Source organism: Frigoribacterium sp. AC759 (genome assembly GCF_979256015.1).
Genome location: NZ_CEEDMT010000023.1, coordinates 1 through 23,205, shown reverse-complemented (window position 1 = coordinate 23,205; position 23,205 = coordinate 1). Strand labels below are relative to the sequence as shown.

The 23,205-nt window shown below is 73.2% G+C and carries 23 protein-coding genes; 15 read left to right on the top strand and 8 right to left on the bottom strand.

The genetic code is table 11. From position 1 onward, the window contains the following. Positions 1–7: 7 nt before the first annotated feature. Entirely contained in the window at positions 8–1,711 is a 1,704-nt protein-coding gene (locus tag ACZ6JE_RS12790; protein WP_464319186.1) for a serine/threonine-protein kinase, read from the top strand. Between the two features lie 166 nt (positions 1,712–1,877). Here the strand turns inward: ACZ6JE_RS12790 and ACZ6JE_RS12785 are convergent, their stop codons facing one another. Beyond that, a complete protein-coding gene (locus ACZ6JE_RS12785; RefSeq protein WP_192061715.1) occupies positions 1,878–2,156 on the bottom strand; it encodes a GlsB/YeaQ/YmgE family stress response membrane protein in 279 nt (92 codons plus the stop codon). Positions 2,157–2,329: 173 nt separating this feature from the next. Between ACZ6JE_RS12785 and ACZ6JE_RS12780 the strand changes: the two genes are divergently transcribed. Together ACZ6JE_RS12780 and deoC are read left to right on the top strand one after the other, a co-directional pair. Continuing rightward, a complete protein-coding gene (locus ACZ6JE_RS12780) occupies positions 2,330–2,728 on the top strand; it encodes a PLDc N-terminal domain-containing protein (protein WP_192061716.1) in 399 nt (132 codons plus the stop codon). A gap of 85 nt (positions 2,729–2,813) precedes the next feature. Continuing rightward, positions 2,814–3,503: a deoxyribose-phosphate aldolase gene (deoC, locus tag ACZ6JE_RS12775; RefSeq protein ID WP_192061717.1), complete on the top strand. Its 690-nt coding sequence runs from the start codon at positions 2,814–2,816 to the stop codon at positions 3,501–3,503. A 52-nt stretch (positions 3,504–3,555) separates the two neighbouring features. Here the strand turns inward: deoC and ACZ6JE_RS12770 are convergent, their stop codons facing one another. After that, entirely contained in the window at positions 3,556–3,828 is a 273-nt protein-coding gene (locus ACZ6JE_RS12770; protein WP_192061718.1) for a hypothetical protein, read from the bottom strand. 107 nt (positions 3,829–3,935) lie between these two features. Beyond that, complete coding sequence (gene ald, locus ACZ6JE_RS12765) at positions 3,936–5,048, bottom strand: alanine dehydrogenase (protein WP_464319185.1); 1,113 nt, start codon at positions 5,046–5,048, stop codon at positions 3,936–3,938. A gap of 154 nt (positions 5,049–5,202) precedes the next feature. On the opposite strand from ald, the gene ACZ6JE_RS12760 reads away from it, so the two are divergent. The 4 genes from ACZ6JE_RS12760 to ACZ6JE_RS12745 all read left to right on the top strand — a co-directional run bounded on the left by ACZ6JE_RS12760 (position 5,203) and on the right by ACZ6JE_RS12745 (position 9,256). Next, positions 5,203–5,736 carry an Lrp/AsnC family transcriptional regulator gene (locus tag ACZ6JE_RS12760; RefSeq protein ID WP_464319184.1) on the top strand — a complete coding sequence of 178 codons (534 nt, stop codon included), beginning with the start codon at positions 5,203–5,205 and terminating at the stop codon, positions 5,734–5,736. Between the two features lie 135 nt (positions 5,737–5,871). Continuing rightward, positions 5,872–6,978: an acyl-CoA dehydrogenase gene (locus ACZ6JE_RS12755; RefSeq protein ID WP_464319183.1), complete on the top strand. Its 1,107-nt coding sequence runs from the start codon at positions 5,872–5,874 to the stop codon at positions 6,976–6,978. Continuing rightward, positions 6,972–8,516 (top strand): PIG-L family deacetylase, encoded by a 1,545-nt coding sequence (locus tag ACZ6JE_RS12750; protein WP_464319182.1) that lies wholly within the window; start codon positions 6,972–6,974, stop codon positions 8,514–8,516. Before ACZ6JE_RS12755 ends, ACZ6JE_RS12750 begins: the two co-directional genes overlap by 7 nt. Continuing rightward, positions 8,513–9,256: a glycosyltransferase family 2 protein gene (locus ACZ6JE_RS12745; RefSeq protein WP_464319181.1), complete on the top strand. Its 744-nt coding sequence runs from the start codon at positions 8,513–8,515 to the stop codon at positions 9,254–9,256. The genes ACZ6JE_RS12750 and ACZ6JE_RS12745 overlap by 4 nt, the downstream gene beginning before the upstream one ends. An 18-nt stretch (positions 9,257–9,274) precedes the next feature. Here the strand turns inward: ACZ6JE_RS12745 and ACZ6JE_RS12740 are convergent, their stop codons facing one another. From ACZ6JE_RS12740 to ACZ6JE_RS12725, 4 genes are all read right to left on the bottom strand, one after another. Further along, positions 9,275–9,760: a glutathione peroxidase gene (locus tag ACZ6JE_RS12740; RefSeq protein ID WP_192061723.1), complete on the bottom strand. Its 486-nt coding sequence runs from the start codon at positions 9,758–9,760 to the stop codon at positions 9,275–9,277. Positions 9,761–10,079: 319 nt separating this feature from the next. After that, positions 10,080–10,790, bottom strand: coding sequence for a hypothetical protein (locus ACZ6JE_RS12735; RefSeq protein ID WP_243214311.1), 711 nt, complete (start codon positions 10,788–10,790; stop codon positions 10,080–10,082). A 124-nt stretch (positions 10,791–10,914) separates the two neighbouring features. Beyond that, on the bottom strand, positions 10,915–13,089 hold the full coding sequence (locus ACZ6JE_RS12730) for a choice-of-anchor I family protein (RefSeq protein WP_464319180.1): 2,175 nt from the start codon (positions 13,087–13,089) through the stop codon (positions 10,915–10,917). A gap of 187 nt (positions 13,090–13,276) precedes the next feature. Next, on the bottom strand, positions 13,277–14,191 hold the full coding sequence (locus ACZ6JE_RS12725) for a diacylglycerol/lipid kinase family protein (protein ID WP_464319179.1): 915 nt from the start codon (positions 14,189–14,191) through the stop codon (positions 13,277–13,279). Positions 14,192–14,266: 75 nt separating this feature from the next. On the opposite strand from ACZ6JE_RS12725, the gene ACZ6JE_RS12720 reads away from it, so the two are divergent. The 3 genes from ACZ6JE_RS12720 (at position 14,267) to ACZ6JE_RS12710 (ending at position 17,269) form a co-directional block, all read left to right on the top strand. Then, positions 14,267–14,692, top strand: coding sequence for a DUF4383 domain-containing protein (locus ACZ6JE_RS12720; protein ID WP_243216142.1), 426 nt, complete (start codon positions 14,267–14,269; stop codon positions 14,690–14,692). Between the two features lie 183 nt (positions 14,693–14,875). Continuing rightward, complete coding sequence (locus tag ACZ6JE_RS12715) at positions 14,876–16,336, top strand: ice-binding family protein (RefSeq protein WP_464319178.1); 1,461 nt, start codon at positions 14,876–14,878, stop codon at positions 16,334–16,336. Positions 16,337–16,615: 279 nt separating this feature from the next. Further along, positions 16,616–17,269: a biliverdin-producing heme oxygenase gene (locus ACZ6JE_RS12710; protein WP_464319177.1), complete on the top strand. Its 654-nt coding sequence runs from the start codon at positions 16,616–16,618 to the stop codon at positions 17,267–17,269. 42 nt (positions 17,270–17,311) lie between these two features. Here ACZ6JE_RS12710 and ACZ6JE_RS12705 read toward each other — a convergent pair whose 3' ends face one another. Next, on the bottom strand, positions 17,312–18,634 hold the full coding sequence (locus ACZ6JE_RS12705; RefSeq protein WP_192061659.1) for an ATP-dependent DNA helicase: 1,323 nt from the start codon (positions 18,632–18,634) through the stop codon (positions 17,312–17,314). Positions 18,635–18,757: 123 nt separating this feature from the next. Between ACZ6JE_RS12705 and ACZ6JE_RS12700 the strand changes: the two genes are divergently transcribed. From ACZ6JE_RS12700 to ACZ6JE_RS12680, 5 genes are all read left to right on the top strand, one after another. Further along, positions 18,758–19,756 carry a hypothetical protein gene (locus ACZ6JE_RS12700; protein ID WP_464319176.1) on the top strand — a complete coding sequence of 333 codons (999 nt, stop codon included), beginning with the start codon at positions 18,758–18,760 and terminating at the stop codon, positions 19,754–19,756. 300 nt (positions 19,757–20,056) lie between these two features. After that, on the top strand, positions 20,057–20,791 hold the full coding sequence (locus ACZ6JE_RS12695) for a hypothetical protein (RefSeq protein ID WP_464319175.1): 735 nt from the start codon (positions 20,057–20,059) through the stop codon (positions 20,789–20,791). Between the two features lies 1 nt (position 20,792). Continuing rightward, positions 20,793–21,491 (top strand): hypothetical protein, encoded by a 699-nt coding sequence (locus tag ACZ6JE_RS12690; RefSeq protein WP_464319174.1) that lies wholly within the window; start codon positions 20,793–20,795, stop codon positions 21,489–21,491. Positions 21,492–21,913: 422 nt separating this feature from the next. Then, positions 21,914–22,537 carry an HD domain-containing protein gene (locus ACZ6JE_RS12685; RefSeq protein ID WP_192061655.1) on the top strand — a complete coding sequence of 208 codons (624 nt, stop codon included), beginning with the start codon at positions 21,914–21,916 and terminating at the stop codon, positions 22,535–22,537. Positions 22,538–22,747: 210 nt separating this feature from the next. Beyond that, positions 22,748–23,205, top strand: a 458-nt coding sequence (locus ACZ6JE_RS12680; protein WP_464319173.1) for an EamA family transporter, incomplete at its 3' end; no start/stop codon positions are given.

Sequence of the window (23,205 nt, the reverse complement as noted above, 5' to 3'; positions counted from 1 at the left end):
AGGCGACATGGACACCCCGGACCTCACCGCAGGCATGGTGCTCGACGGCCGCTACGAGATCGAGTCGGTGCTCGGCCGTGGCGGCATGGCGAGCGTCTACCGCGCCCGCGACACGCTGCTCGGGCGCGTCGTCGCCATTAAGCTCTTCGCGCCGACGGGGGCCGACGCCGCCGAGCTGCGCCGCGAGACCAGCGAGGTGCAGGTGCTTGCCGGTCTCGCCCACCCGGCGATCGTGACGCTCTTCGACGCCCGCGTCGACGACGCCGACCGCGCCTACCTCGTCATGGAGTTCGTCGAGGGGCCGACTCTGCAGACGCTCGTCTCGGAGGGTCCGCTGACCCCCGCCACGGCCGCCGCGATGCTCGCCGACCTGGGCGAGGCGCTGCACGTGGCGCACGAGGGCGGCGTCGTGCACCGCGACGTCAAGCCCGCGAACATCCTGCTCGCCCCCGTGCCCGGCGGCGAGGGGCGCTACCGCGCGAAGCTGGCCGACTTCGGCATCGCCTACCTCGTCGACTCGACGCGGCTGACCGCGACCGGCACCGTCATGGGCACCGCGGCGTTCATCAGCCCCGAGCAGGCGCTCGGTCAGCCGATCGAACCGCCGTCGGACGTCTACTCGCTCGGTCTCGTGGCGCTCGAGGCCCTGACGGGCACGCGGGTCTTCACGGGCTCCGCGATCGAGTCGGTCATGGCGCGCCTGCATAACGACCCGATCGTGCCGTCGTCGCTCGAGACCGGCTGGGCGTCGCTCCTCACCTCGATGACCGCCAGGGATCCGGAGGCGCGACCCACCGCGCTCGAGGTCTCCCGCCGCGCGTCGCGACTGGCCTCGGCCGCCCGCGGCGGCGACACCTCCGACCTGGCCTCGGTGCCCGATCCGACGGAGCCGATCAGCCGCAGCGACCGGACGATGGTGCTGCCCGCCGCGGCTGCCGCTGCTGCCGCTGCCGGGGTCGCGGGTGCGGGCGTCGCCGGTGCGGCGGCGGCTGACGCGCCGACCGCCGCCTACGGTGCCGGTGCCGGTGCTGACGCGCCGACCGCGGCCTACGGCGCGAACGCCCCGACGTCGTCGTACTCGAACGGCGCTCCCGGCTCGGATGCGCCGACCGAGCGCTTCGCTCCGGCGGTGGCCCTCGGCTCCGCCGCGACGGGTGGCGGAGTGGCGGCCGGTGCCGGTGCGGGAGGCTCGGGTGCCGGTGGCGGCCCCGGCGACTCCGACCGCGCCTCCTTGGGGCGACGCCGCTGGGTGCTGCCGGTGATCATCGTCGCGGTGCTGGCGCTCATCGCCGGGGCCGTCGTCTGGGGCATCACGCAGGGTGGCGACGGCGACGGAGCACCGGTCGAGTCGTCGCAGCCGAGCAGCGGCACGCCCAGCGACGACCCGTCCGGCGAGGCCACGACCCCCGCCGAGACGACCGAGCCCCAGCCGGAGCAGACCGAGGAGGCGCCCGCGCCGGCCCAGCCGTCGGAGGAGACGGCGCCCGAGCCGACGACCCCCTCCGAGTCGACCGGCGAGGACGAGCCCGACGAGAACGAGCCCGACGAGAACGAGCCGGACGAGAACGAGAACGGGCCCGGGGAGGTCCCGGTGCCCGAGGCGACCGTGCCCGGTACCGGGGTGGGCACCGGCGCCGTGACCGGTCCGGGCAACAGCGGGTCGAACCTGAACTCGGGCCCGGGCAACAACAACGGGAACGGGAAGCCCTAGCTGTACCGAGGCCGATGGGAGGGGCGGGGGGTCACCGGCATGGGGGGGGGGTCCGCGCTGACCCGCCGCGAGTGACGGGAACCCGCCGAAGCCGAGGGGCCCCAGGCGCACGAGAACGGGCCGCCCTCCGACTGGAGAGCGGCCCGTCCGCGCGGTGCAGGGTCGACTAGTTGCGAGCGCCCTTGCGGCCGGTGACCTTGAGGTAGATGACCAGGACGATGATGGCGCCGATGATCGAACCGATGATGCCCGAGGTCTGGAAGAAACCGTCGGGGTTGTTGCCGGGGAAGATCAGGTAGGCGAGGAATCCACCGACGAACGAGCCGATGATGCCCAGGAGGATGGTCATCGGGATCGAGATGTTCTGCTTGCCGGGGACGACGAGGCGGGCGACTGCACCGGCGATGAGGCCGATGATGATGAGGCTGACGATCAGACCGAGCATGATGACTGCTTTCTTTGCGAGCGCCGGGTCGGGCGCGGTTGCTGCCACGGGGTCGGGCAATCACCGACTCAACCACTTCTGCGCGTCGGCGGGCCAGATTCGTCCGATTCCATCCAGATGATCCTCCGAATGACTGGTGGCGCAGGTAGGAGTTCGCTGAATATGATCGCGACATGTACGTGCTCGTCTCCGGTCTCATGTTCGCCCTCGTGCTCATCGCCCTGGTCGACATCGTCACGCGCCAGGACGGCCAGGTGCAGCACCTGCCGAAGCTCGTCTGGGTGCTCCTCGTGGTGTTCCTGCCCCTGATCGGCAGCATCCTGTGGTTCGCCGTGGGCCGTGAGCGGTCGGCCCCGTCCGAGCACGTGTCGTTCGGCGATCCGAGGAGGCGCGAGCGGCTCGGATTCGGCGGCCAGCGCACGCAGACGGTCACCACCACCTCCCGCCCCCTCAGCACGGAGGAGCAGCTGGCCGCCCTCGACCGCGAGATCGAGTTCCACGAGCAGCAGGCCCGCCTGCGGGCTCTCGAGATCGAGGTCGAGAAGCGCCGCGACGGCGATCGCCCGGTCTGAGCCGGCCGCCGGTTTCGCCGTCGTGCCGCGACGGTCGATGATGGACGACGAGCCGATCGGGCTCGATCGCCCCGGAAGGACCCCCATGACCGAGACACTGCAGGCCGCCGACATCGTCCGCCTCGTCGACCACACCCTCTTGAAGCCCGAGGCGACGCACGCCGACGTCGACGCCCTCATCGCGGAGGCCGTCGAGCTCGGCGCCTACTCGGTCTGCGTCTCGCCGTCGATGCTGCCGCTGGTGCTGCCCGAGGGGTCCGAGCTGAAGATCGCGGTCGTCGCCGGGTTCCCCAGCGGCAAGCACACCCCGGCCGTCAAGGCGTCGGAGGCCCTCGAGGCCGTGGCGTCGGGCGCGCACGAGGTCGACATGGTCATCGACGTCGGTGCCGCGAAGGCCGGCGACTTCGTCTCCGTCGAGGAGGACATCGCGATCGTCCGCGGCGCCGTGCCGAGCCCGACCGTGCTCAAGGTGATCATCGAGTCGGCCGCCCTGAGCGACGACGAGATCGTGGCCGTCTGCCAGGCCGCCGAGCGGGCCGGGGCCGACTTCGTCAAGACGAGCACCGGATTCCACCCCACCGGCGGCGCGACCGAGCATGCGGTCAGGCTCATGGCCCAGACCGTCGGCGGCCGCCTCGGCGTCAAGGCCTCGGGCGGCGTCCGCACGATCGACGACGCCCGTCGCTACGTGGCCGCGGGCGCGACCCGTCTGGGCGTCTCGGGAACCCGCGCGCTCGTCGAGGGTGCCGCTCCGTCGGCCGGCGCCGGCTACTGAGACCCGTCTGACACGGAGCCCGGGCCGGCATCGCCGTCGGCCCGGGCTCCGCTCAGTCGTACAGGCGCCCGAGCAGCCAGTGCCCCGCGGCGTCGCGGACGACCTCGAACATGTGGGTCGTGCCGTCGGACGCCGTGGCCTGGAACCGCCACCCCAGGAACCTCCGCGGCGGGTGCGTGATGAGCTCGTGGACGAACAGCGGCTCGTCGACGAGGGGCGTGGGGGTGTCGCTGACCCGCCACCGGACACCGTCGTGGACGAGGCGCGCGGGCAGGCCGTCGTCGAACCAGAGCGCGACGGCCGATCGGGTGGTGGAGATGTTCATGGCCTGCCTCTCGTTCGAACACGTGTTCGATCAGAGGCGAGTGTAAGCAGGCCGATCCGGCTCGCGCAACTGCATCGGCGAGTCGCGCGGCGGCGCGGCGCGGCGCGTCAGCCGAGCGTCGCCGACGCGGCCAGCGGCATCCCGAGCGCCGCCGCGACGCCGGCGTTCGTGACCTCGCCCGCGTGCACGTTCACCCCGGCCGCGAGCGCCGGGTCGGCCGCCGTCGCCGCGTCGAGGCCGCGGTCGGCCAGGGCCACGACGTACGGCAGCGTCGCGTTCGTCAGCGCCCGCGTCGACGTCTCGGGCACCGCGCCCGGCATGTTCGCGACGCAGTAGTACACGGCGTCGTGCACGGCGAAGGTCGGGTCGTCGTGGGTGGTGGGCCGCGACCCCTCGAAGCAGCCGCCCTGGTCGATCGCGATGTCGACCAGCACCGCGCCCGACCTCATGCCCGCGACCATCTCGTCGGTGACGAGCTTCGGCGCGGCCGCCCCCGGGATCAGCACCGATCCGATCACGAGGTCGGCGTCGCGCACCTGGACCGCGATCTCGTGCGGCGTCGACGGCCGCGTCTGGATCCGTCCGTCGAAGCGCGCCTCGAGAGCCCGGAGGCGCGGCAGCGACAGGTCGATCACGGTCACGTCGGCGCCGAGGCCGAGCGCGTTCGCGGCGGCGTGCTCGCCGGCGACACCGCCGCCGATCACGACGACCTTGGCGCGCGGGGTGCCCGGCACTCCGCCGAGCAGGGTGCCCCGACCGCCGGAGGCGCGCATCAGCTGGTACGCCCCCACCGTGATCGAGAGTCGCCCGGCCACCTCGCTCATCGGCTGCAGCAGCGGCAGCGAGCGGTCGGGCAGCTGCACCGTCTCGTACGCGATCGCGGTCGTGCCCGAGGCGACCAGCGCCTCCGTCAGCTCGCGGTCGGCGGCCAGGTGCAGGTAGGTGAAGAGCACCTGATCGGCGCGCAGGAGGCGGTGCTCGACCGCGATCGGCTCCTTCACCTTGAGTAGCAGGTCGGCCCGGGCCCAGACCTCGTCGGCCGTCGGCACGATGGTCGCGCCGGCCGCGGCGAAGTCGGCGTCGAGGATCCGCGAGCCCGTGCCGGCCCCGCTCTCGACCAGCACCTCGTGCCCCCGGCGCACCAGGGCGTCGACGCCGGCGGGCGTGATGGCCACGCGGTTCTCGTTGTTCTTGATCTCGGTGGGCACTCCGACGCGCATGGGCGTCTCCTGTCGCGTCAGGGCCTCGCGGGCCGGTCGTCGTCGATCGATGAGACGATGCTGTCGATCATTCGTTTCACCCGTGTTTCGACCGAAGAAGATTCTGCGAGACCCGATGGATCGACCCGATGACACCCTGCGAGAGGCCCTGAGCATGACCGGACCGAACGATCTTCGACCTTCAGGAGGCGCGGCGGGCGACGGAGCCGTCGCCGCGCCTCCTGCGGACCTCGACGAGGTCGACCGCCGCCTCCTCGACGTGCTCGCCACCGACGGCCGCCTGTCGAACGCGGCGCTCGCCGCGGCGGTCGGCGTCGCGCCGTCGACCGCGCACACGCGACTCCGGTCGCTTATCGACCGCGGGGTGATCACCGGGTTCCTGACGAGCGTCGACCAGCGTCGCATCGGCCGCCCGCTGCAGGCGGTCATCGGCGTGACCCTGCGCCCGGGGTCGCGGCAGGCGGCGATCACCGCGTTCTCGGAGGCCGTGCGGAGTCTGCCCGAGGTGCTGCAGGTGTTCTTCCTCGGCGGGCACGACGACTTCATCGTGCACATCGCCGTCTCGGACTCGAGCGAGATCCGCACCTTCGTCGTCGACCATCTCTCGGCCCAGCCGAGCGTGGCGTCGACGCGGACGAGCATCGTCTTCGACTACCACCGCAACGGGGTCGCGGCCTCGTTCCGCTGAACTCCCCGGCGACGGGAGAGGCGCGCCCTCGTCGTGCCGACCACCCGCGGGGCGACCCCATGGCCGGCCCTTATCACCCTCGCCGGCTCCCGTCGACGGAGCCCGGGAATCCCCTCGGCGGCCTACGGTCGAGGTATGCAACTCACCGGCCCCAGCGAACCGGGCTCGCTCACGCGTCTCGTCGCCGACGACCTCCCCTCCGACGTCGAGGGCTCCCTCCGACTCGGCATCGCCCTCACCAGCCGAGGAGGCGCGGCGCCCGTCCCCGGGGAGGGGCGCACCGCCGACCTGTGGCGGGCCCTCGCGACGCTCGCCGCCCACGACCTCGGCGCGGCCCGCGCCGTCGAGCCGCACCTCGACGCGTTCGCCATCCTGCAGCAGGTCGATGCGGCGGGCGGCGCCGACGCGACCGACCCGACCCGCGCCTCCGACGCGACCGGCACGCCCGACGCGACGGACGCACCGGGCGCGACCCGCGCCTCCTCGGCGGCGACGCGCAGCTGGGGCGTCTTCGCGGCCGAGCTGCCCGGCACCCGTCTCGAGGCGCAGCAGGTCGGCGACGGCTGGTCGCTCTCGGGTGAGAAGGGCTGGTGCTCGCTCGCCGGCGTGCTCGACTCGGCGCTGGTGACGGCCAGGGTCGGCGACGAGCGGCGGCTGTTCTCGGTCGACCTGCGGCAGGGCGGAGTCGAGGTCGTCGACGGCGCCTGGCACGCCCGTGGGCTGGTCGAGATCCCCTCCGGCCCGGTGCGCTTCGACGCCGTCGCGGCCTCGCCGGTGGGCGCCCCCGGCTGGTACCTCGAACGCCCCGGCTTCTCGTGGGGCGGCATCGCCGTCGCCGCGTGCTGGTACGGCGGGGCCGTGGGCATCGCCCGCGCGCTGCACCGCACGGTCGTCCGACGCGACCCCGACCCCCACACCGCCGCCGCGCTCGGAGCCGTCGACGAGCGCCTCTCCGACGCCCGACGCGCCCTGGCCGAGGCCGCCGAGCTCGTCGACGCGGGCCGCGCGACCGGCGCCGACGGCCGTCTGCTCGCCAAGCGGGTCCGTGCGACCGTCGCCCATGCCGCCGACGACGTGCTGACCCGGGTCGGTCGCGCGCTCGGCCCGGCTCCCCTCGTCGCCGACGCCGCCCACGCCAAGCGGGTCGCCGACCTCACCCTCTACCTGCGCCAGCACCACGCCGACGCCGACGACGCGTCGCTCGGCCGCCAGCTGCGCGAGAGCGCGGTCGCCCCGTGGTGAGGTTCGACGCACGCGACCCCGCCGGCCCCGTCGAGGCGTGGGCCGCCGACGGGAGGCTGGCCGCGCTGCCGGTCGACCCGCGCCTCCTCGGTCACGGCTCCGGCTTCGGCTCGGCGGCCGGTCCGCTGCTCGTGCTCTCGGCGCACGCCGACGACGAGACGCTCGGCGCGGGCGGGCTCATCGCGCTCGCCGTGCGCTCGGGGCGCGCCGTCACCGTCGTGGTCGTCAGCGACGGAGCCGGCTCGCACCCCGACTCGACCACCACCTCGGCCGACGCCCTGCGCCACGAGCGCGCGGCGGAGGCGCGAGCCGCCCTCGACGAGCTCGGCCCCGGCATCGAGCTCGTGCTGATGGGCGTCGCCGACGGAGGACTGCAGGAGGCGCGGGTCGACATCCGCGCCCGCCTAGCCTCGGTCGTCGCCGACGTCCGCCCGGCCGTCGTGCTCGCCCCCTGGCGCGGCGACGGTCACCGCGACCACCGCGTGCTCGGCGAGATCGCGGCGGAGCTGGTGCGGGGCGCCGCGGCCGACGCCGGTGCCGTGGGCGCCGTGGGCGCCGGTGCCGAGGCGGTCGGTGCCGACCTCGCGCCGGCGCTGTTCGAGTACCCCGTCTGGCTCTGGCACTGGGGCGCCCCCGATCACCCCGACGTGCCGTGGGCGGATCTCGTGCGGGTCGAGCTCGACCCCGAGGCCCGCGCCGCCGCGGCTCGCGCCCTCGATCGGCACGCCTCGCAGCTGCGCCCGCTGTCGTCGCGCCCCGGCGACGAGGCCGTGCTGCGCCCCGACTTCGTCGCGCACTTCCGGCGCGACGCCGAGGTCTTCGTGCGCTCCGAGCCGCCCGAGCCGGCGCAGCCCGAGTCCGCGCAGCCCGCATCGGTGCAGCCCGAGTCGGCGCCGCACGAGCCGGGGCTGCTCGAGCCCGCGCAGCCCGTGTCCGCGCAGCCGCAGAGCACCCGCTTCGACGCGACGCACGCCCGCCAGGCGGATCCCTGGGGGGTCACGACGCGCTGGTACGAGCGGCGCAAGCGCGCGATCACGCTCGCGTCGCTGCCCGACGAGCGGCTCGGCTCGGTGCTCGAGATCGGCTGCTCGATCGGCGTCGTGACGGCCGAGCTCGCCGAGCGCGCGTCGTCCGTGCTGGCGCTCGACGTCTCCGAGGTCGCCGTGGGGCACGCCAGGGCGCGGCTCGCCGATCGTCCGCACGTGCGGGTCGAGCAGGCCGACGTGACGCGCGGGCTGCCCGACTCCGGCCCGTTCGATCTCGTGCTGATCAGCGAGGTCGGCTACTACCTCGACCCCGACCAGTTCGAGCGGCTGCTCGACGACGTCGAGCGGGTGCTCGCCCCCGCGGGCACCGTCGTCGCCTGCCACTGGCGGCACGGGGCCGACGACTTCCGGCAGAGCGGCGACGACGTGCACGCCGCCCTGCTCCGCCGCCCCGGGCTGCTCCCGGTCGCGCACCACGACGAGGACGACTTCGTGCTCGACGTGCGGTCGCGCGACGGGCGATCCGTGGCCGACCGGACGGGTCTGCGGTGAGCGCGCCGCGCCTCCTCGGCTCGCGTGTCCTGGGCCCGCGTGTCCTGGGGATCGCCGTCGTGGTGCCCGCCCGCGACGAGTCCGCCCTGATCGAGCGCTGCCTCGCCGCCGTCGGGGTCGCACGGCACCGCCTCCACGACGATCACCAGGAGGTGCGGGTCGTCACCGTCGTCGTGGCCGACGCCTGCACCGACGACACCGCCGAGCTCGCCCGACGCGCCCCCGGCGTGACGGTGGTCGAGACGGCCGGCGGCGCCGTCGGCGTGGCCCGCGCCGCCGGAGTCGACCGGGCCATGCGACTGCTCGCCGCAGAGGGCGTCGACGAGAGCGCCGTCTGGATCGCCAACACCGACGCCGACTCGGTCGTGCCGCCGCAGTGGCTCGTGGCGCAGGTGGCCCTCGCCGACGACGGCAGCGACGTGATGGTCGGCACCGTGCGACCCGACTTCGCCGACCTGAGCGCCGAGCAGATCGCGGCCTGGACGGCCCGGCACACGCCGGGGCGCCCGAACGGCCACGTGCACGGCGCGAACCTGGGGCTGCGGGCCAGCGCCTACCGGGCAGCCGGAGGGTTCGACGCGCTCGACCTGCACGAGGACGTCGTGCTCGTCGAGCGGCTCCGCGAGACCGACGCCGTCGTCACCGCATCCGACGCCGGCGAGGTGCTGACCTCGGGTCGCCGCGTGGGGCGCACCCGCGGGGGATACGCCGGGTACCTCGCCGTCGACCTGCTCGCGTAGGCGCGGCGCGGCCTCGACCTACGCGGGCAGCGACGCCTCGATCAGCGACACGATCTCGGGGGCGTCGGGTTCGGTGGTCGGTCGGAAGCGGTGCACCGCGCCTCCGGGGGTGATCACGAACTTCTCGAAGTTCCACTTCACCTTGCCGGCCTTGCCGTCGGCGTCCGCCGCCTTCTTCAGCTCGGTGTAGAGCGGGTGCTCGTTGCGCCCGTTGACCTTGATCTTCTCCATCATCGGGAACGTCACGCCCCAGGTCGCCGAGCAGTACTCGTCGATCGCCTCGGACGACCCCAGCTCCTGCAGGAACTGGTTGCTCGGGAACCCGAGCACCGTGAAGCCGCGCTCGCCGTAGGTCTTCTGCAGCTCCTCGAGCTTCTCGTACTGCGGAGCCAGACCGCAGCGCGAGGCGACGTTGACGACCAGCACCACCTTGTCGCTGTAGGCGCCGAAGGTCGTGCTGTCGCCGCGCAGGGTGGTCAGGTCGATGGTGTCGAGTTCGCTCATGGCCCCGAGGGTACGCCGCGCGGATCGGCGGAAGCCCCCGCGAGCGGCCAGCCGCCCCGCGCCCCGCGCCGGGCCGCGCCCCGCCCCGCACCCCCGGGGTCGATGAGTCACGACTCGCCGCGGGGTCGGGAGGGTGCGCGGCGAGTCGTGACTCATCGAGCGGGCGAGCAGGGGGCGGGCGGGTGGTCGCACGGAAAAACCCCACCTCGCGCAGCCGTGAGGCTTTGCGGGGTGGGGTTCCACCGGGAACACGGGCCCCGGCCGGGGGCCGGAGCCCGAGTCGTCGTACTGAGAAGCGATGCCGCCGGAGCGGCGCCGACTACTCGGTCGCGACGGTGATCTTCGCGACGCCGACGAGCATCTCGTCCTGGACGGCGTCGGTGCTGAAGGTCTCGTTCAGCAGCGCGGCGGCGTCGGGGCTGATGTGCACGGTCGTGCCCTCGAGGACGGCGTTGGTGCCCTCCATCTGGAGGGGCTTCAGGGTGCCGCCCCAGAGGTTGAACAGGTAGGCGTCTTCGACGACGACCTCGCCGTTGGCGGACACGGTGCCGTAGAGCTTCGACTCGCCCGGGTCGATGCGGAAGTCGGTGAGCTCGACGGTGGTGTCACCGGCGGTCAGCGACAGGCCCGAGCCGTCGTGGTCGAGCTCGCCCTGGACGTAGGGACGCACGTCGGACGAGGGGTCGTAGTAGTCGACGTTGCCGCCGGTGATCGGGAACGCGAACGTGCCCGTGGCGCCGTCGAAGGTACCGGTGCCGACCGGGGCCGGGGTCAGACCCAGCGAGGTCAGCGCGTCGACGAACGACTGGTCGACCGTGACCTGGGTGTCGACGCCGTTGCTGAGGTCGGGGAGCGAGGCGACCGGGGTGGCCTCGGCGCTGGGCTCGGCCGATGCCGAAGCCGAGGTGGTCGACTCGGTGGAGCCGCTGTTGGAGTCCATCGAGCACGCGGCGAGCGAGAACACGAGGGCGCCGGAGGCGACGAGGCCGAGTCCGACCTTGGTGATCTTCTTACGGGAGAAAGCATTCATGATCAGGTCCTTTTCTGTGATTCCCGGTGGGGATGAAAAGGATTCGCCACCCTCCCGCCAAACGATTGGACGGGATCGGCGAACACAGAAGACGCTCAGGTTCGCCGATCCCGTCCGAGACGGCCTACTCGGAGGAGGCGCGGCGCCGGCGGGCCAGCAGCAGCAGCCCGGTGCCGAGTGCGAGCAGCGCGGCACCGACGGGCAGCACGAGCCACGCGCTGTCGGAGCCGGTGAAGGCCAGCGCACCGTCGTCGGCGTCGTCGGCCGCGCCTCCTGAACCATCGGAGCCGTCGTCCGGGTCGCCCGCATCGCCCGTGGGAGTGGGCAGCGGCACGGCCGTGGAGCCGTCGCCCGGCTCGGTCGTCGGCGGCACCGTGGGGTCGACCGGCGGCACCGTCGGGTCGACCGGAGGCGCGCTCGGGTCGACCGGCGGCACGGTCGGCTCGACCGCGGCGGGCACGGAGATCGCGTACATCGTGGTCGATCCCGACACCTCGTTGCCGACGGCCAGCAGCGGCTCGCCGGTGGGCGAGTCGGCGGCCGAGACGAAGGCGAGCCCCTCGGGGCCGAGGTCGCCGGCGCGGGTCAGCACGTCGGCGGGGTCGGCGCCGTCGTCGATCTCGTCCTCCGCCGAGACGGAGAGGTCGCGGTTGTTGACGTAGGCGGTGAAGGAGGCGCGGGTCGGCTCGGTCACGTCGTACACGGCGATCCCGCCGACGCGCTCGAAGCCGATGAACGCGTACGTCCGCCCGTCGATCTCGCCCAGGGCGACACCCTCGGGCTCGGGGCCCTTGTCGTCGCTGCGACCGTCGACGCCCGTCGCGGTGTGGTTCGAGTTGAACGACTCGGGGGCGACCTCGGCGAGCAGCTGCTCGAAGGCGTCGCCGGAGTCGAAGACCGACGTGCCGGCGGCGTCGAGGATGCTGAACGACCGGCCGCCGAACGTGTACAGCGTCTCGTAGCAGCTCCGATCGGCCGAGAGGCCGTTCGCCGTCGTGATGTTCAGACGGCCGAGGCCGGCGTCGGTCAGCAGCGAGGGGTCGATCGAGTCGCAGACCGGGGCGAGTCCGTCGTCGCCGAGGTCCTTGACCCGGGCGACCTCGCTGTAGGCGGACCAGTCGCGCGAGTCGCCCTCGTTCGCGGTCACGATGTAGGTGTCGCCGTCGGCCTCGTAGCTGTCGATCGTGTCGGGCATCAGGTAGCCCTGCACCGGCCAGGTGCCGATCGAGATCGCCGGCCCGCCGTCGGCGCCGTCGCGGTCGGAGGGGTCGAACGGGACGACCGAGCGGTCGACGGTGCCGAGCGGGACGACCTCGGTCACGGACGCCGTGGCGACGTCGACGATCGCGAGGGCGTTGGCCTCCTGCAGCGACACCCACGCGGTGGAGCCGTCGCTCGAGAAGGTCGCGTACTCGGGCTCGAGGTTCTCGGAGACCGGGCGCACGAGCGGGTCCGCGTCGGTCACGGTGCCGGCGTCGGCACGACCGCCGAAGATGCGCACGGCGGGGTCGACCGGGGTGGCGCCGTCGGCCTCGAAGGCGTGGAAGTCGGCGGTCCGCACGGCGGTCTGCGCCGGGACGGACACCGTCGCGGGGGCGTCGATCAGGCTGATCGTGCCCTCGGGGTCGGCCGTGTAGTCGTCGGCCGGCTCGCCCTCGTTCGCGACGATCAGGCGGGTGCCGTCGGGCGAGAAGGCGACCATGTCGGGCAGGGCGCCGACGCGCACGGCGCCGAGGGCCTCGCCGTCGCCCGCGGCGTCGAAGAAGACGATCCAGCCGGCGGCGGTCTTGGGGCTCGACTCGACGGCGACGGCGCCGAGTCCGTCGGCGCGCACCGACACGGAGTTCGCGACGGCGTCGGCGGGCACGACGGAGCCGTCGGACGACAGCACGCCCGTCGTCTGCAGGTCGAACAGCTTGGTCGGCTCGGCCGGGTCGGCGACGTCGAGCACCTCGACGCGGGCCGCTGCGGCGTTCACGACGAGCAGGCGCTGCTCGGCGGCGTAGTGCGCGACGATCTCGGCGGCGCTCTGGTCGAACACGCCCGTCTCGTAGCTGCCGACGGGTGCCATCGAGAAGGCGTCGGGGTCGGCGAACGACGCGATGGGCGCGGCGACGATCGCGGCCGCCGCGGGGTCCGAGGCGGCGGGGCCGACGGCGGCGAGGGCGACGAGGCCGAGACCGGTCAGCCCGGCGGCGCCGGCGAGGGCGGTGCGTCTGGCGCGGGGAGTGGAGGAGGCGCGGGTCGCGTCACGGACGCCGGTCGCGTCGTGCGGGGAGGGGCGGCGGGCTGGTCGCATGGGAACGGTCCTTCGTCGGGGGTCGGTCGACCGTACGGACCACAGGTGTTGCGCACGTGAACCGGCGGTTGCGAGCCGGGGTCGACCCGCGCCTCCTCGGCGTTCCGCATCGATATGACGCGACGGGGGCGTTCCGCGCCGCGCGAGGCCCTCTTCGAGTCACATCGATGAGAGCGGCGCGGCGTCGCTAGACGGCGCCGGGCGCGAGCACCCGGAGCGCGCCCGGCACGACCTCGACCGTGACGGGCAGCGACCCGATCCGCTCGCCGTCGGCGTACGCCGCGACGTCGTCGGAGTGGATCGTGACGCGTCGCGCCCGATGCACGTGCACGCGGGGGTCGGCGAGGTGCGTGCCCCGGGCCACCTGCCCGAACAGCCGGAGGAACTGCAGGCGCCCGAGCCGCTCCACCACGAGCACGTCGAGCAGCCCGTCGTCGAGCTCGGCGTCGGGCAGCACGGTGATGCCCCCGCCGAACGACCGGCCGTTGCCGACGCTGACGAGGGTGCCGTCGAGCTGCATGCTCTCGCCGTCGATCTCGAGCCGGTACGAGAGGTGCTGCAGCCGGATCAGCTCGAGGTAGAGGGCGAGGTTGTAGCGACTGCGGCCCCTCGGGCGGCGCATGCGGTTGGCGCGCTCGTTGACGACGGCGTCGAACCCGGCCGACAGCATGCAGGCGAACCAGGTCGTGTCGGCGCCGCGCGAGACCCGGCCGGCGTCGATGACGCGGGCGGGCCGGTCGAGCTGCGAGACGAGGAGGCGCGTGGCCGCATCGCTGTCGTCGTGCGGGATCCCCAGGGCCCGGGCCATGTCGTTGCCGGTGCCCGTCGGGACGAGCCCGAGGGGGACGTCCGTGCCGGCGACGAGGTTCGTGCCGAGGTTCATCAGGCCGTCGCCGCCCACGACGATCAGGGCGTCGGGCGAGGTGTCGAGCTGCGTGCGGGCTGCGACGACGAGGTCGTCGAACGACTGCTCGAGCAGCACGGTGACGTCGTGCCCGGCGCGGGTCAGCGCCGAGACCACCGACGAGCCGACATCGCTCCGCCGACCGAACGACGCCGACGGGTTGACCGCGACGACGAGGCGCAGGGGGGTCGGGCTCATCGTCCGATCATGGCACCCGGCGGTGCGGTCCGCGCTCGGCTCGCGCGCGCCTCCCCGGGGTGCTTGGATGTCTTCATGACGACCACGAGCACCGTTCCCGCCCCGAGCATCCGCGAGTCGCCGAACCGCGGTCTCACGCTCGCCTTCGGCACGATCGTGCTGCTCCTCGGCGTGGCCGGGTTCCTGGTGCCCGACATGGGCGGCTTCTTCGACACGACCGGCGCGAACCTCCTCGGCATCTGGAACGTCAACCCCGCCCTCGCCGTGATCTGGGTGCTCGCGGGCGCCGCGCTCGTCCTCGGCGGCACGTCGGGCGTCTCGGCCGCCAGGTCGATCGGCGCGATCGTCGGTCTCGTCTTCGTGGTCTTCGGCGTGGTCGGCTTCTTCGTCGAGGGCACCGAGGCGAACTACCTCGCCCTCAACCTGGGCGACCACATCTCGCACCTCGTGGTGGGCGGGCTGCTCGTGCTGACGGCGATCGGCGCCGACCGCCGCCGCTGAGCACCGCGGCCCCCGATCGGGGGCCGGCTACCTGACGTGCGACTGTGAACATTATTCAAGTAGTTCGTTATCCGGCTATTGCATTGTCATCGGCGTCGGCACCACGTATACCTCAGGTAACGGGGAACGCCGCATGACCCAGTCGTGTGATCAGGTGCCTCCTCTTCTCAGTCAGGTGCCTCCATGGCCCGCACGACGTCCCCCCTTCCACTCGCCCGTACGGCGCTGGTGCTCGGCGTCGCCGCTGCTCTCACCGTCGCCGGCGGCCTCGCGGCTCAAGCCGACACGATCATCGACGGCCCGGTCAACCTCCGCACCGCCTCCACCTACGGAGTCCTCGCCGGCTCGACCGTGACGAACACCGGCACGAGCGTGGTGCAGGGGAACGTCGGGCTCAGCCCGGGGACGTCCGTCACCGGCTTCACCGGCGGCCCGGGCGTCATCGTCGGCGGCACCCAGCAGGTCAACAACGGACCCGCCCGTCAGGCCAAGGCCGACCTGGCCACCGCCTACGGCGTGGCCCGCAGCCTCACGCCGCAGGAGAGCAACATCACCCAGCTCGACGGCCGCACGCTGACACCCGGCGTGTACTCCGGTGGCGCCGTCGACCTCGCCGACACCGGCGACCTCGCCTTCACCGGCGCCGCGGACTCCGTCTTCGTCATCCAGGCCGCCAGCACGCTGACCATCGGGTCGGACACGGTCATGACCTTCTCGGGCGGCGCGAGCTCGTGCAACGTCTTCTGGCAGGTGGGCAGCTCGGCGACCCTCGGCAGCGCGGCGCAGTTCCAGGGCACGATCCTGGCCCAGCAGTCGATCACCGCGATCACCGGTGCGACGGTCTCCGGTCGTCTGCTGGCTCAGACCGGCGCCGTCACCCTCGACACCAACACCATCACCGTGCCGCAGAACTGCGCGCCTCCCGGCGAGCCGTCCGTGACGTCCGCTCCGGTCATCACCTCGGGCAACCCCACCGACGGCACCGTCGGCACGCCGTACTCGTTCGAGGTCACGGCGTCGGGCAACCCGGCCCCCACCTTCTCGGTCACCGGCGGCACCCTGCCCGCCGGGCTGACCCTCGACTCCGACACCGGTGTCATCTCGGGCACGCCCACCACCCCCGGCAGCACGACCGTCACCATCACGGCCGACAACGGCGAGGCGCCGGCCGACAGCGTGGACTACGTCGTCGGCATCGACGAGGCCGCGGGCCCGACGCCCGGTCCGACCCCCGGCCCCACACCCGGACCGACCCCGGAGCCCACTCCCGAGGTCCCGGCCCCGTCCGACTCGCCCACGCCTGGAGTCCCGGCCCCGTCGGACTCGCCCACGCCTGGTGTCCCGGCTCCGTCGGACTCGCCCACGCCTGGTGTCCCGGCTCCGTCGGACTCGCCCACGCCTGGTGTCCCGGCCCCGTCCGACTCGCCCACGCCTGGTGTGCCCACCCCCTCCGACTCGACCAGCCCCGCGTTCCCGGTCGGCGATCGCTTCGGCGGTGACGACGGCGACTCCGGGAACCTGGCCTTCACCGGTTCCGAGTCGACCGTGCCGCTGACGATCGGCGGTCTCGCGCTGCTGGCCGGAATCGGGCTGCTGGTCAGCGCCGTGATCCGCAGACGACGGGCGTTGAGCTCGGAGGGCTGAACCGCGCCTCCTCGGTAGGGCTCCTGGTTCGTGCGTCGTCGGTTCGGGCCGACGTCGCCCCGGGGTCTCGGGAGGTGAAAGTAACGATCGGCTATTACGCATCCACGCGTAGTAGCCGATCGTCGTGTGCACGGTGCTCGGTGAGTCTCATCACCGCCTTCGCCGACCCTGCGAGACCCCCGGCATCGCCTGACGTTTCGCCGAGGGGCGTAGCCGTCACGCGCCTCCCTCGCTATGGTTAGGGTCACCTAACCGACTCACGGAACGGAGGGGCCCGCGATGTCCGTCGTCATCCCCTTCTCGCAGGCCCTGCGAGAGCGCACCTCGGCGTCGAGCGCCACCGGCGACATCGGCTGCACGTTCATGGCCGATCTGATGACCGGGCGCGGCACCCGCGACGACTACATCGAGATGCTCGCCCAGCACTTCTTCGTATACGAGGCGCTCGAGACCGTCGCGGCCCGGTTCGCCGGCGACGCGGTGGCGGCTCCGTTCCTCTCGCCGGCGCTGACGCGGCTTCCCGCGATCACGGCCGACCTGGCGTTCCTGCTGGGCGACGACTGGCGGTCGCGCATCCGCCCGCTCGACGTCACGAGCGACTACTGCGCGCGCATCCGGTCGGCGTCCGAGTGGGTCGGCGGCTTCATCGCGCACCACTACACGCGCTATCTCGGCGACCTGTCGGGCGGGCAGCTGATCCGCCAGATCATGCAGCGGCGGTTCGGGTTCGACACGAACGGGGTCGGGTTCTTCCTCTTCGCCGAGATCGCCGCACCGAAGCAGTTCAAGTCCACCTACCGCCAGCAGCTCGACGCCGTCGACTGGAGCCCGGAGGCGCGCGAGCGCGTGCTCGACGAGGTCGCGGTCGCCTACGAGTTCAGCACCGAGCTGTTCGTCGCGCTGGCCGCCGCGAAAGCCGCCGCCGCCGCGTAGCGCCGACCGGGGCAGCCCGGCTGCGCGGCTGCCCGGCTGCGCTCAGGCCTCGTCGCCCGCCTTCTCGGCGGCGTCCGCCGCGGCACGGATCGCGGGCACCCGCGTCGCCTGGCTCATGAACCGCCGCACGTCGAGGTCGACGATGATGTCGGCGGGCCTCAGCGGGCGCGACAGGTACAACCCCTCGAGCGACGTGATGCGGCTGAGCGCCACGTACGTCTGCCCCGCGCTGAACACCCGCGACCCGAGGTCGACGATCGCGCTGTCGTAGGTCTTGCCCTGCGACTTGTGGATGGTCACCGCCCAGGCCAACCGCAACGGGAACTGCGTGAACTCGGCGACGACGTCCTTGCGGAGCTGCTTCGTCGACTGCGAGTAGCTGTAGCTGTACTTCTCCCAGACGGCGGGCTGCACCTCGTGCTCTTCGCCGTCGACCTCGACGAACACGGTGTCGCGCACCTTCGTCACAGTGCCGGTCGTGCCGTTGACCCAGCGCTGGTCGCTGTCGTTGCGGAGGAACATCACGCGCGCCCCGCGTTTCAGCTCGAGGGCCTCGTCGGCGGGGAACGACCTGCCGCCGAACTCGCCGCTGACCTCGGCCTTGGCGGTCAGCACCTTGCCGGGCAGCCGCTCGAGCTCGACCTTGTTGATGCGGTTGACGGTGTCGTTGCGGGTCGCGAGCGTGATCGCGTCGGAGTCGGCGGGGACGGGGCGGGCGCCCGCCCCGTTGAGGTGACCGGCGATCTCGGCCGTCACCCGACCGTGCCGCACGGCGTTCAGCATCTCCTTGAAGTCGCCCTCGGTCTGCCGGTGGATGAACGCGAGCTCGTAGATGCGCAGCGACGCGTCGTCCCACACGTGGGCGTCGAAGAACCACATCGAGCGGTAGTTGTCTCGGAAGTACGCGCGCTCTTCGGCGTCGCCCGGCACCGGCGGCAGCTGGTACGGGTCGCCGAACAGCACGACCTGCACCCCACCGAACGGCTCGGACCTGCGCTGCCGCGCCTGGCGGAGCGACCGGTCGATGGCGTCCATCAGGTCGGCGTTCACCATCGAGACCTCGTCGATCACGAGGGTGTCGATGGTGTTCAGCAGCTTGCGCAGCTCGGGCTTCTGGTCGATGTCGTGGTCGGCGATCAGGCCGATCGACAGACGGAACAGCGAGTGGATCGTCTGCCCGCCGACGTTCAGCGCCGCGACGCCGGTGGGAGCGCAGATGACGACCTGCTTCTCGGTGTTCCATGACAGGTGGTTCAGCAGCGTCGACTTGCCGGTGCCGGCTCGCCCGGTGACGAAGATGTGCTCGCGCGTGTTCTCGATGGCGTCGAACACGGCCTGCTGTTCGGCGGAGAGGGCGACGGGCACGAGCGGACGGGACCTTTCGACGAGGCCCGGAGGGACCGAGGAGGCGCGGGGAGCGGATCCAATCTACCCGCGCCTCCTCGACTCCACGGCGTTCCGTGACCCGCGCCCACCTACACTGTGGGCATGTCTTCTGCTGTGGGGGAGAGGAGACCCGCCTCACGGAATCGGACGTTCGTCGCGATCTGGGGAGGCGCGGCGCTCCTCGTGGTCGTCGCGTTCGTCGTGACCGTCGCCGCCCTGAACGCGACCGTGTACAGCGCCGGCGGCTTCGCCCGCGGCTACATGGACGCCGTCGACCGCGGCGACGTCTCGAGCGCGCTGACCCTCGCCGGCGTCGAGCCCACCGACGATCTCGACGACAGCCTGCTCGAGGTCCCGTCGCTCGGCGGACTCGACGACGTGCGCGAGGTGTCCGAGCTGCCCCTCGGCGACGGCACGCGCACGGTCACCCTCGCCTACACGCTCGACGGCGTCGCGGGCGAGTCGCAGTTCGTGGTGCGCGAGGCGGGCAAGCGGTTCCTGTTCTTCGACCAGTGGGGCTTCGAGCAGAAGCCGACCGCCACGATCGACGTCACCCCACGCAACGACCCCCGCTTCGAGGTCGACGGGCGCGAGGTCACGACCACGAGCGGCGACGTCACGACGCGCTTCACGGTGCTGGCGCCGTCGCGCTTCGAGCTGTCGCACGACAGCACCTACCTGCACGCCGACCCCGTCGAGGTCAACGCGTCGGCGGTCGGTTCGACGACGGCCGTCGCGGTCGACGTCGAGCCGCGCGCGTCGTTCGCGGCCGTGCTGCAGAAGCAGCTCGACCGCCAGCTCGACGAGTCGTGCGTCACCCAGAAGGTGCTGCTGCCCGCCGGCTGCCCGTTCGGCCGGCAGGTCGACGACCGGCTGCTGGACGAGCCGGCCTGGTCGATCGTCGAGCACCCGACGGTCGCCGTGGTGCCGTCGTCGACGCCCGGGCAGTGGCTGGTCGACGAGGCGCCGGGCACGGCCCACCTGGTCGTCCAGGCGCAGTCGCTGTTCGACGGCCTCGCCTACACGATCGACGAGGACGTCCCCTTCACCGTCAGCTACGCCATGACGATCGCGCCCGACGACACCCTCAGCTTCCAGTAGCGCCGCGGGCCCCGCCGCGGTCGAGGAGGCGCAGCCGAGGAGGCGCGGGTCGAGGACGCACGGATCGAGGAGGCGCGGGTCGACAGGAGCGCCCGCGCACGGTCTCGGCCGTCCCGGCTCGACTACAGTCGTCGAGCCGATCACCCCCGTGACGCACCCCTCTTGATGCCCTGGCAATCGACCGTGCGCGGCGCTTCCCCGGTGTCAAGAATACATAGTTCCTGCGAGAATGACAGAAGTCCGTCACTCTCGGGCGATCCGCGACGCCGCAGGGCCCCACCCACTCGAGAGGAGAGGCGCATGTCGCTCCCCTCCGGCGAGTTCCGGGCCTGGGCCGAGTCCGTCGGCCTGCCGACGGCCGCGCTCCCGCTCGCCCGGGCGCTCGACGTCAGTCGCAGCACCCTGCAGGCGCAGCTGCTGCGCGGTCGGGTGCCCGAGGTGCAGGTCGTCGCCGCGGCCCGCGTGGCCGGCGTCGCACCCGCCGACGCGCTCACCTCGTTCGACCGCTACGCCGACCTCGCCGGTCGCCCGACCGCCCCGACACCCGCCGAGGTGCTGGCCCAGATCGAGCTCGCCGACGCCCTCGTCGTGCTGCTCGACCGGCAGGCGCCCGGCTCGCGCGACGCACTCGCCGGGGTCCGCGACCAGCGCGACCCGCCCCTCCCCGGCTCCGTCCGCACCTGGATCGACGCCGTCGACCCGGGCGGCCTCCGCGCGACCCTCGCCGAGCGCTGGCGCATCGCGCCGTCGAACGTCTCGGCGGCCATCAACACCCCCAAGCTCCGCCCGTCGCAGCTGATCGAGATCGCCCTCATCGCCGGCACCTCGTGGACGGGCGGACTCGCCGCCGCAGGTGTTCTCACGCTGGAGGAGGCAGGATGGAGGCGCGGCGCGAGATCCGACGCGCTCACCCGCCTCTCGGACGTCGACCTGAACGACCTGGTCGCCGATCGTCTCGCCGCGGCGCAACGCGAGGCGCGGCGTCTCGCGGCCGACACCGAGCAGGCGCACCGAATCCAAGACACCCTGGGGTGACATGACCATCGCATTCCTCGTGGTCGCCGTGCTGGCGGCCCTGGCCCTCACGCGCCTCCCCGGCGCCATCCGCGGCCGCAACCCGATCGTCGTCGCCTCGGCGTTCACCGTCGCCCTCGCCTTCGCGCTCATCACGCCGCCGGTCTACGAGGCCGTCGACCGCCTCCTGCCGTTCGAGAACGCGACCGACCTGCTCGCCAAGCTGCTGCTCTTCACCGGCCTGCTGCTCGCCGGCACCCAGGTCGCCCGCGCCTACGACGCGCCCCGCACCCTGCGACTCGTCTCGGGGCTGCCCGGAGCGCTCGTCTTCGTGGCGGTGTTCGTCGTCGAGGTGCTGCTCTTCGTCGCGGCCGAGCCGACGGGTCGCGCCGCCGACCTCGCCGTCGACCTCGACCAGGGGGTCGTGCGGCTGTACTCGACGGTCGCCACGGCGTACCCCGCGTACATCTTCGCGCTGCTGCTGCCGCACGTCGTGCGCGGCATCCGCAGCTCGCGCACGAGCGCGCGCGTCACCTCGGCGCTGCTGACGGCCGGTGGCGCGCTGGCGCTGGTCCGCTTCGCGATCGGGCTCGTGACGCTCGGCGTGCCGGGCGCCTACGCGGTCGGGCAGGTGGTCAGCGGCCTCGCCGCCGTGCTCGTGGCGGTGGGTCTCGCGACGGCGTTCTTCGCCCGGATGCTGCGCGGCCGCGCCGCCCGCTGACCCGCGCCGCGCTGCGGCCGCGCCGCATCGAGGTGACCCGAAAGGACCCCTCGAGCCGCGGAAGGACCCCTTTCGCGTCACCTCGACGCAGAGCTGCCCACCCGCGCCTCCACCCGGCGCATCGAGGTGACCCGAAAGGACCCCTCGAACCGCGCAAGGTCCGCTTTCGCGTCACTTCGATGCAGAGCGGCCCGCCGGCCCGCGCCTCCTGCCCCGCCCGCGCCTCCCACCCCGCGCCTCCCACTCTGCGCATCGAGGTGACTCGAAAGGGGCCCTCGAGCCGCGGGACGGCCCTGTTCGCGTCACATCGATGCAGTGGGGAGCGACGAAGCGGGGGCGACGCAGCGCGGCCGGCAGCTCTCGGGCATCGGTGGTGACACTGCCACTGGTGGCCGGACGCCTCGACTCGTAGATTCACTCCCATGACGGACTCCTCGCGCCTCGACCGCCTGCTCACCCCGCCGACCCCCGTCGCCGAGAGGGCGCTCGCCGTCGTGCGGGCGCACGCGTCGCCGGCGCTCGCCGACCACAGCCTGCGGTCGTTCGCCTTCGCGGCCGAGCTCGGCGCCTCCGAGGGGCTCGAGGTCGACGTCGAGCTGCTCTGGGTGGCGGCGATGCTGCACGACCTCGGGCTGGCTCCCTCGTTCGACAGCCACACGGTGCCGTTCGAACGGGCCGGAGCCGACGTCGCCCGGGTCTTCGCGGCAGGTGCGGGCTGGAGCGACGACCGGGGGAGGCGCGTGGCCGAGGTCATCGAGCGCCACATGTGGCCGTCGGTGGCGGCCGAGCTCGACGTCGAGGGGCATCTGCTCGAGCGCGCGACGAGTCTCGATGTGAGCGGGGCTGCGCCCGACGACTGGGCGCCCGGGTTCGTGCGCGCCGTGGTCGAGCGGCTGCCGCGCGGAGCCTTCGGCGACGCCTTCGCCGTGCTCGCCGCCGAGCAGGCGCACCGCAAGCCGTCGTCGGAGGCCGGGCGCTCCGTCCGGGCGGGCCTCCCCGCGCGGGCCCGGGCCAACCCCCTCGACGCGGTGCCCTCCGCGCTCTGACCCGACCCGCGCCTCCTGCCCCGCGCCTCCTGCCCGCGCGTCGAGGTGACCCGAAACGGGCCCTCGAGCCGCCGCAGGCCCCCGTTCGCGTCACCTCGATGCGGTGCCGCCCGCGCCTCCCGACCCCGTTCGCGTCACCTCGATGCAGCCCCGCCCGCCCGCGCCTCCCGACCCCGGCGCGTCACCTCGACACGGTAGAAGGGTGCCGCCATGTCTTCCGCCGCGCTCCTCCTCGTCCTCGCCGCCGCCGTCTGCCACGCCTCGTGGAACATCGTCGCCCACGGCGTCAGCCGCATCGGCACGCCCTTCCTCTGGTGGGGCGCCGTCGCCAGCGCGGTGCTCTGGCTGCCCGTCGTCCCATTCACCGGCGGGCTCGGCGGGGGTCTAGCGGGTCTCGCGATCGGCGCAGGAGTCTCGGCCGTGCTGCACGTCGTCTACATGACCGTGCTGCAGCGGGGCTACGCGGCGGGCTCCCTCTCGACGGTGTACGCGACGGCCCGCGGCACCGGACCGGCGGTCAGCGCGCTGCTCGCGGTGCTGCTGCTCGGCGAGCGGCTCTCGCCCGTCGCGGTCGTCGGCATCGCCGTGGTCGTCGCCGGCGTCGTCGCGACCGGCCTGATCGACCGCACCCCGCCGGCCGCAGCCGCCCCCGACCCCGCGCCCGGACC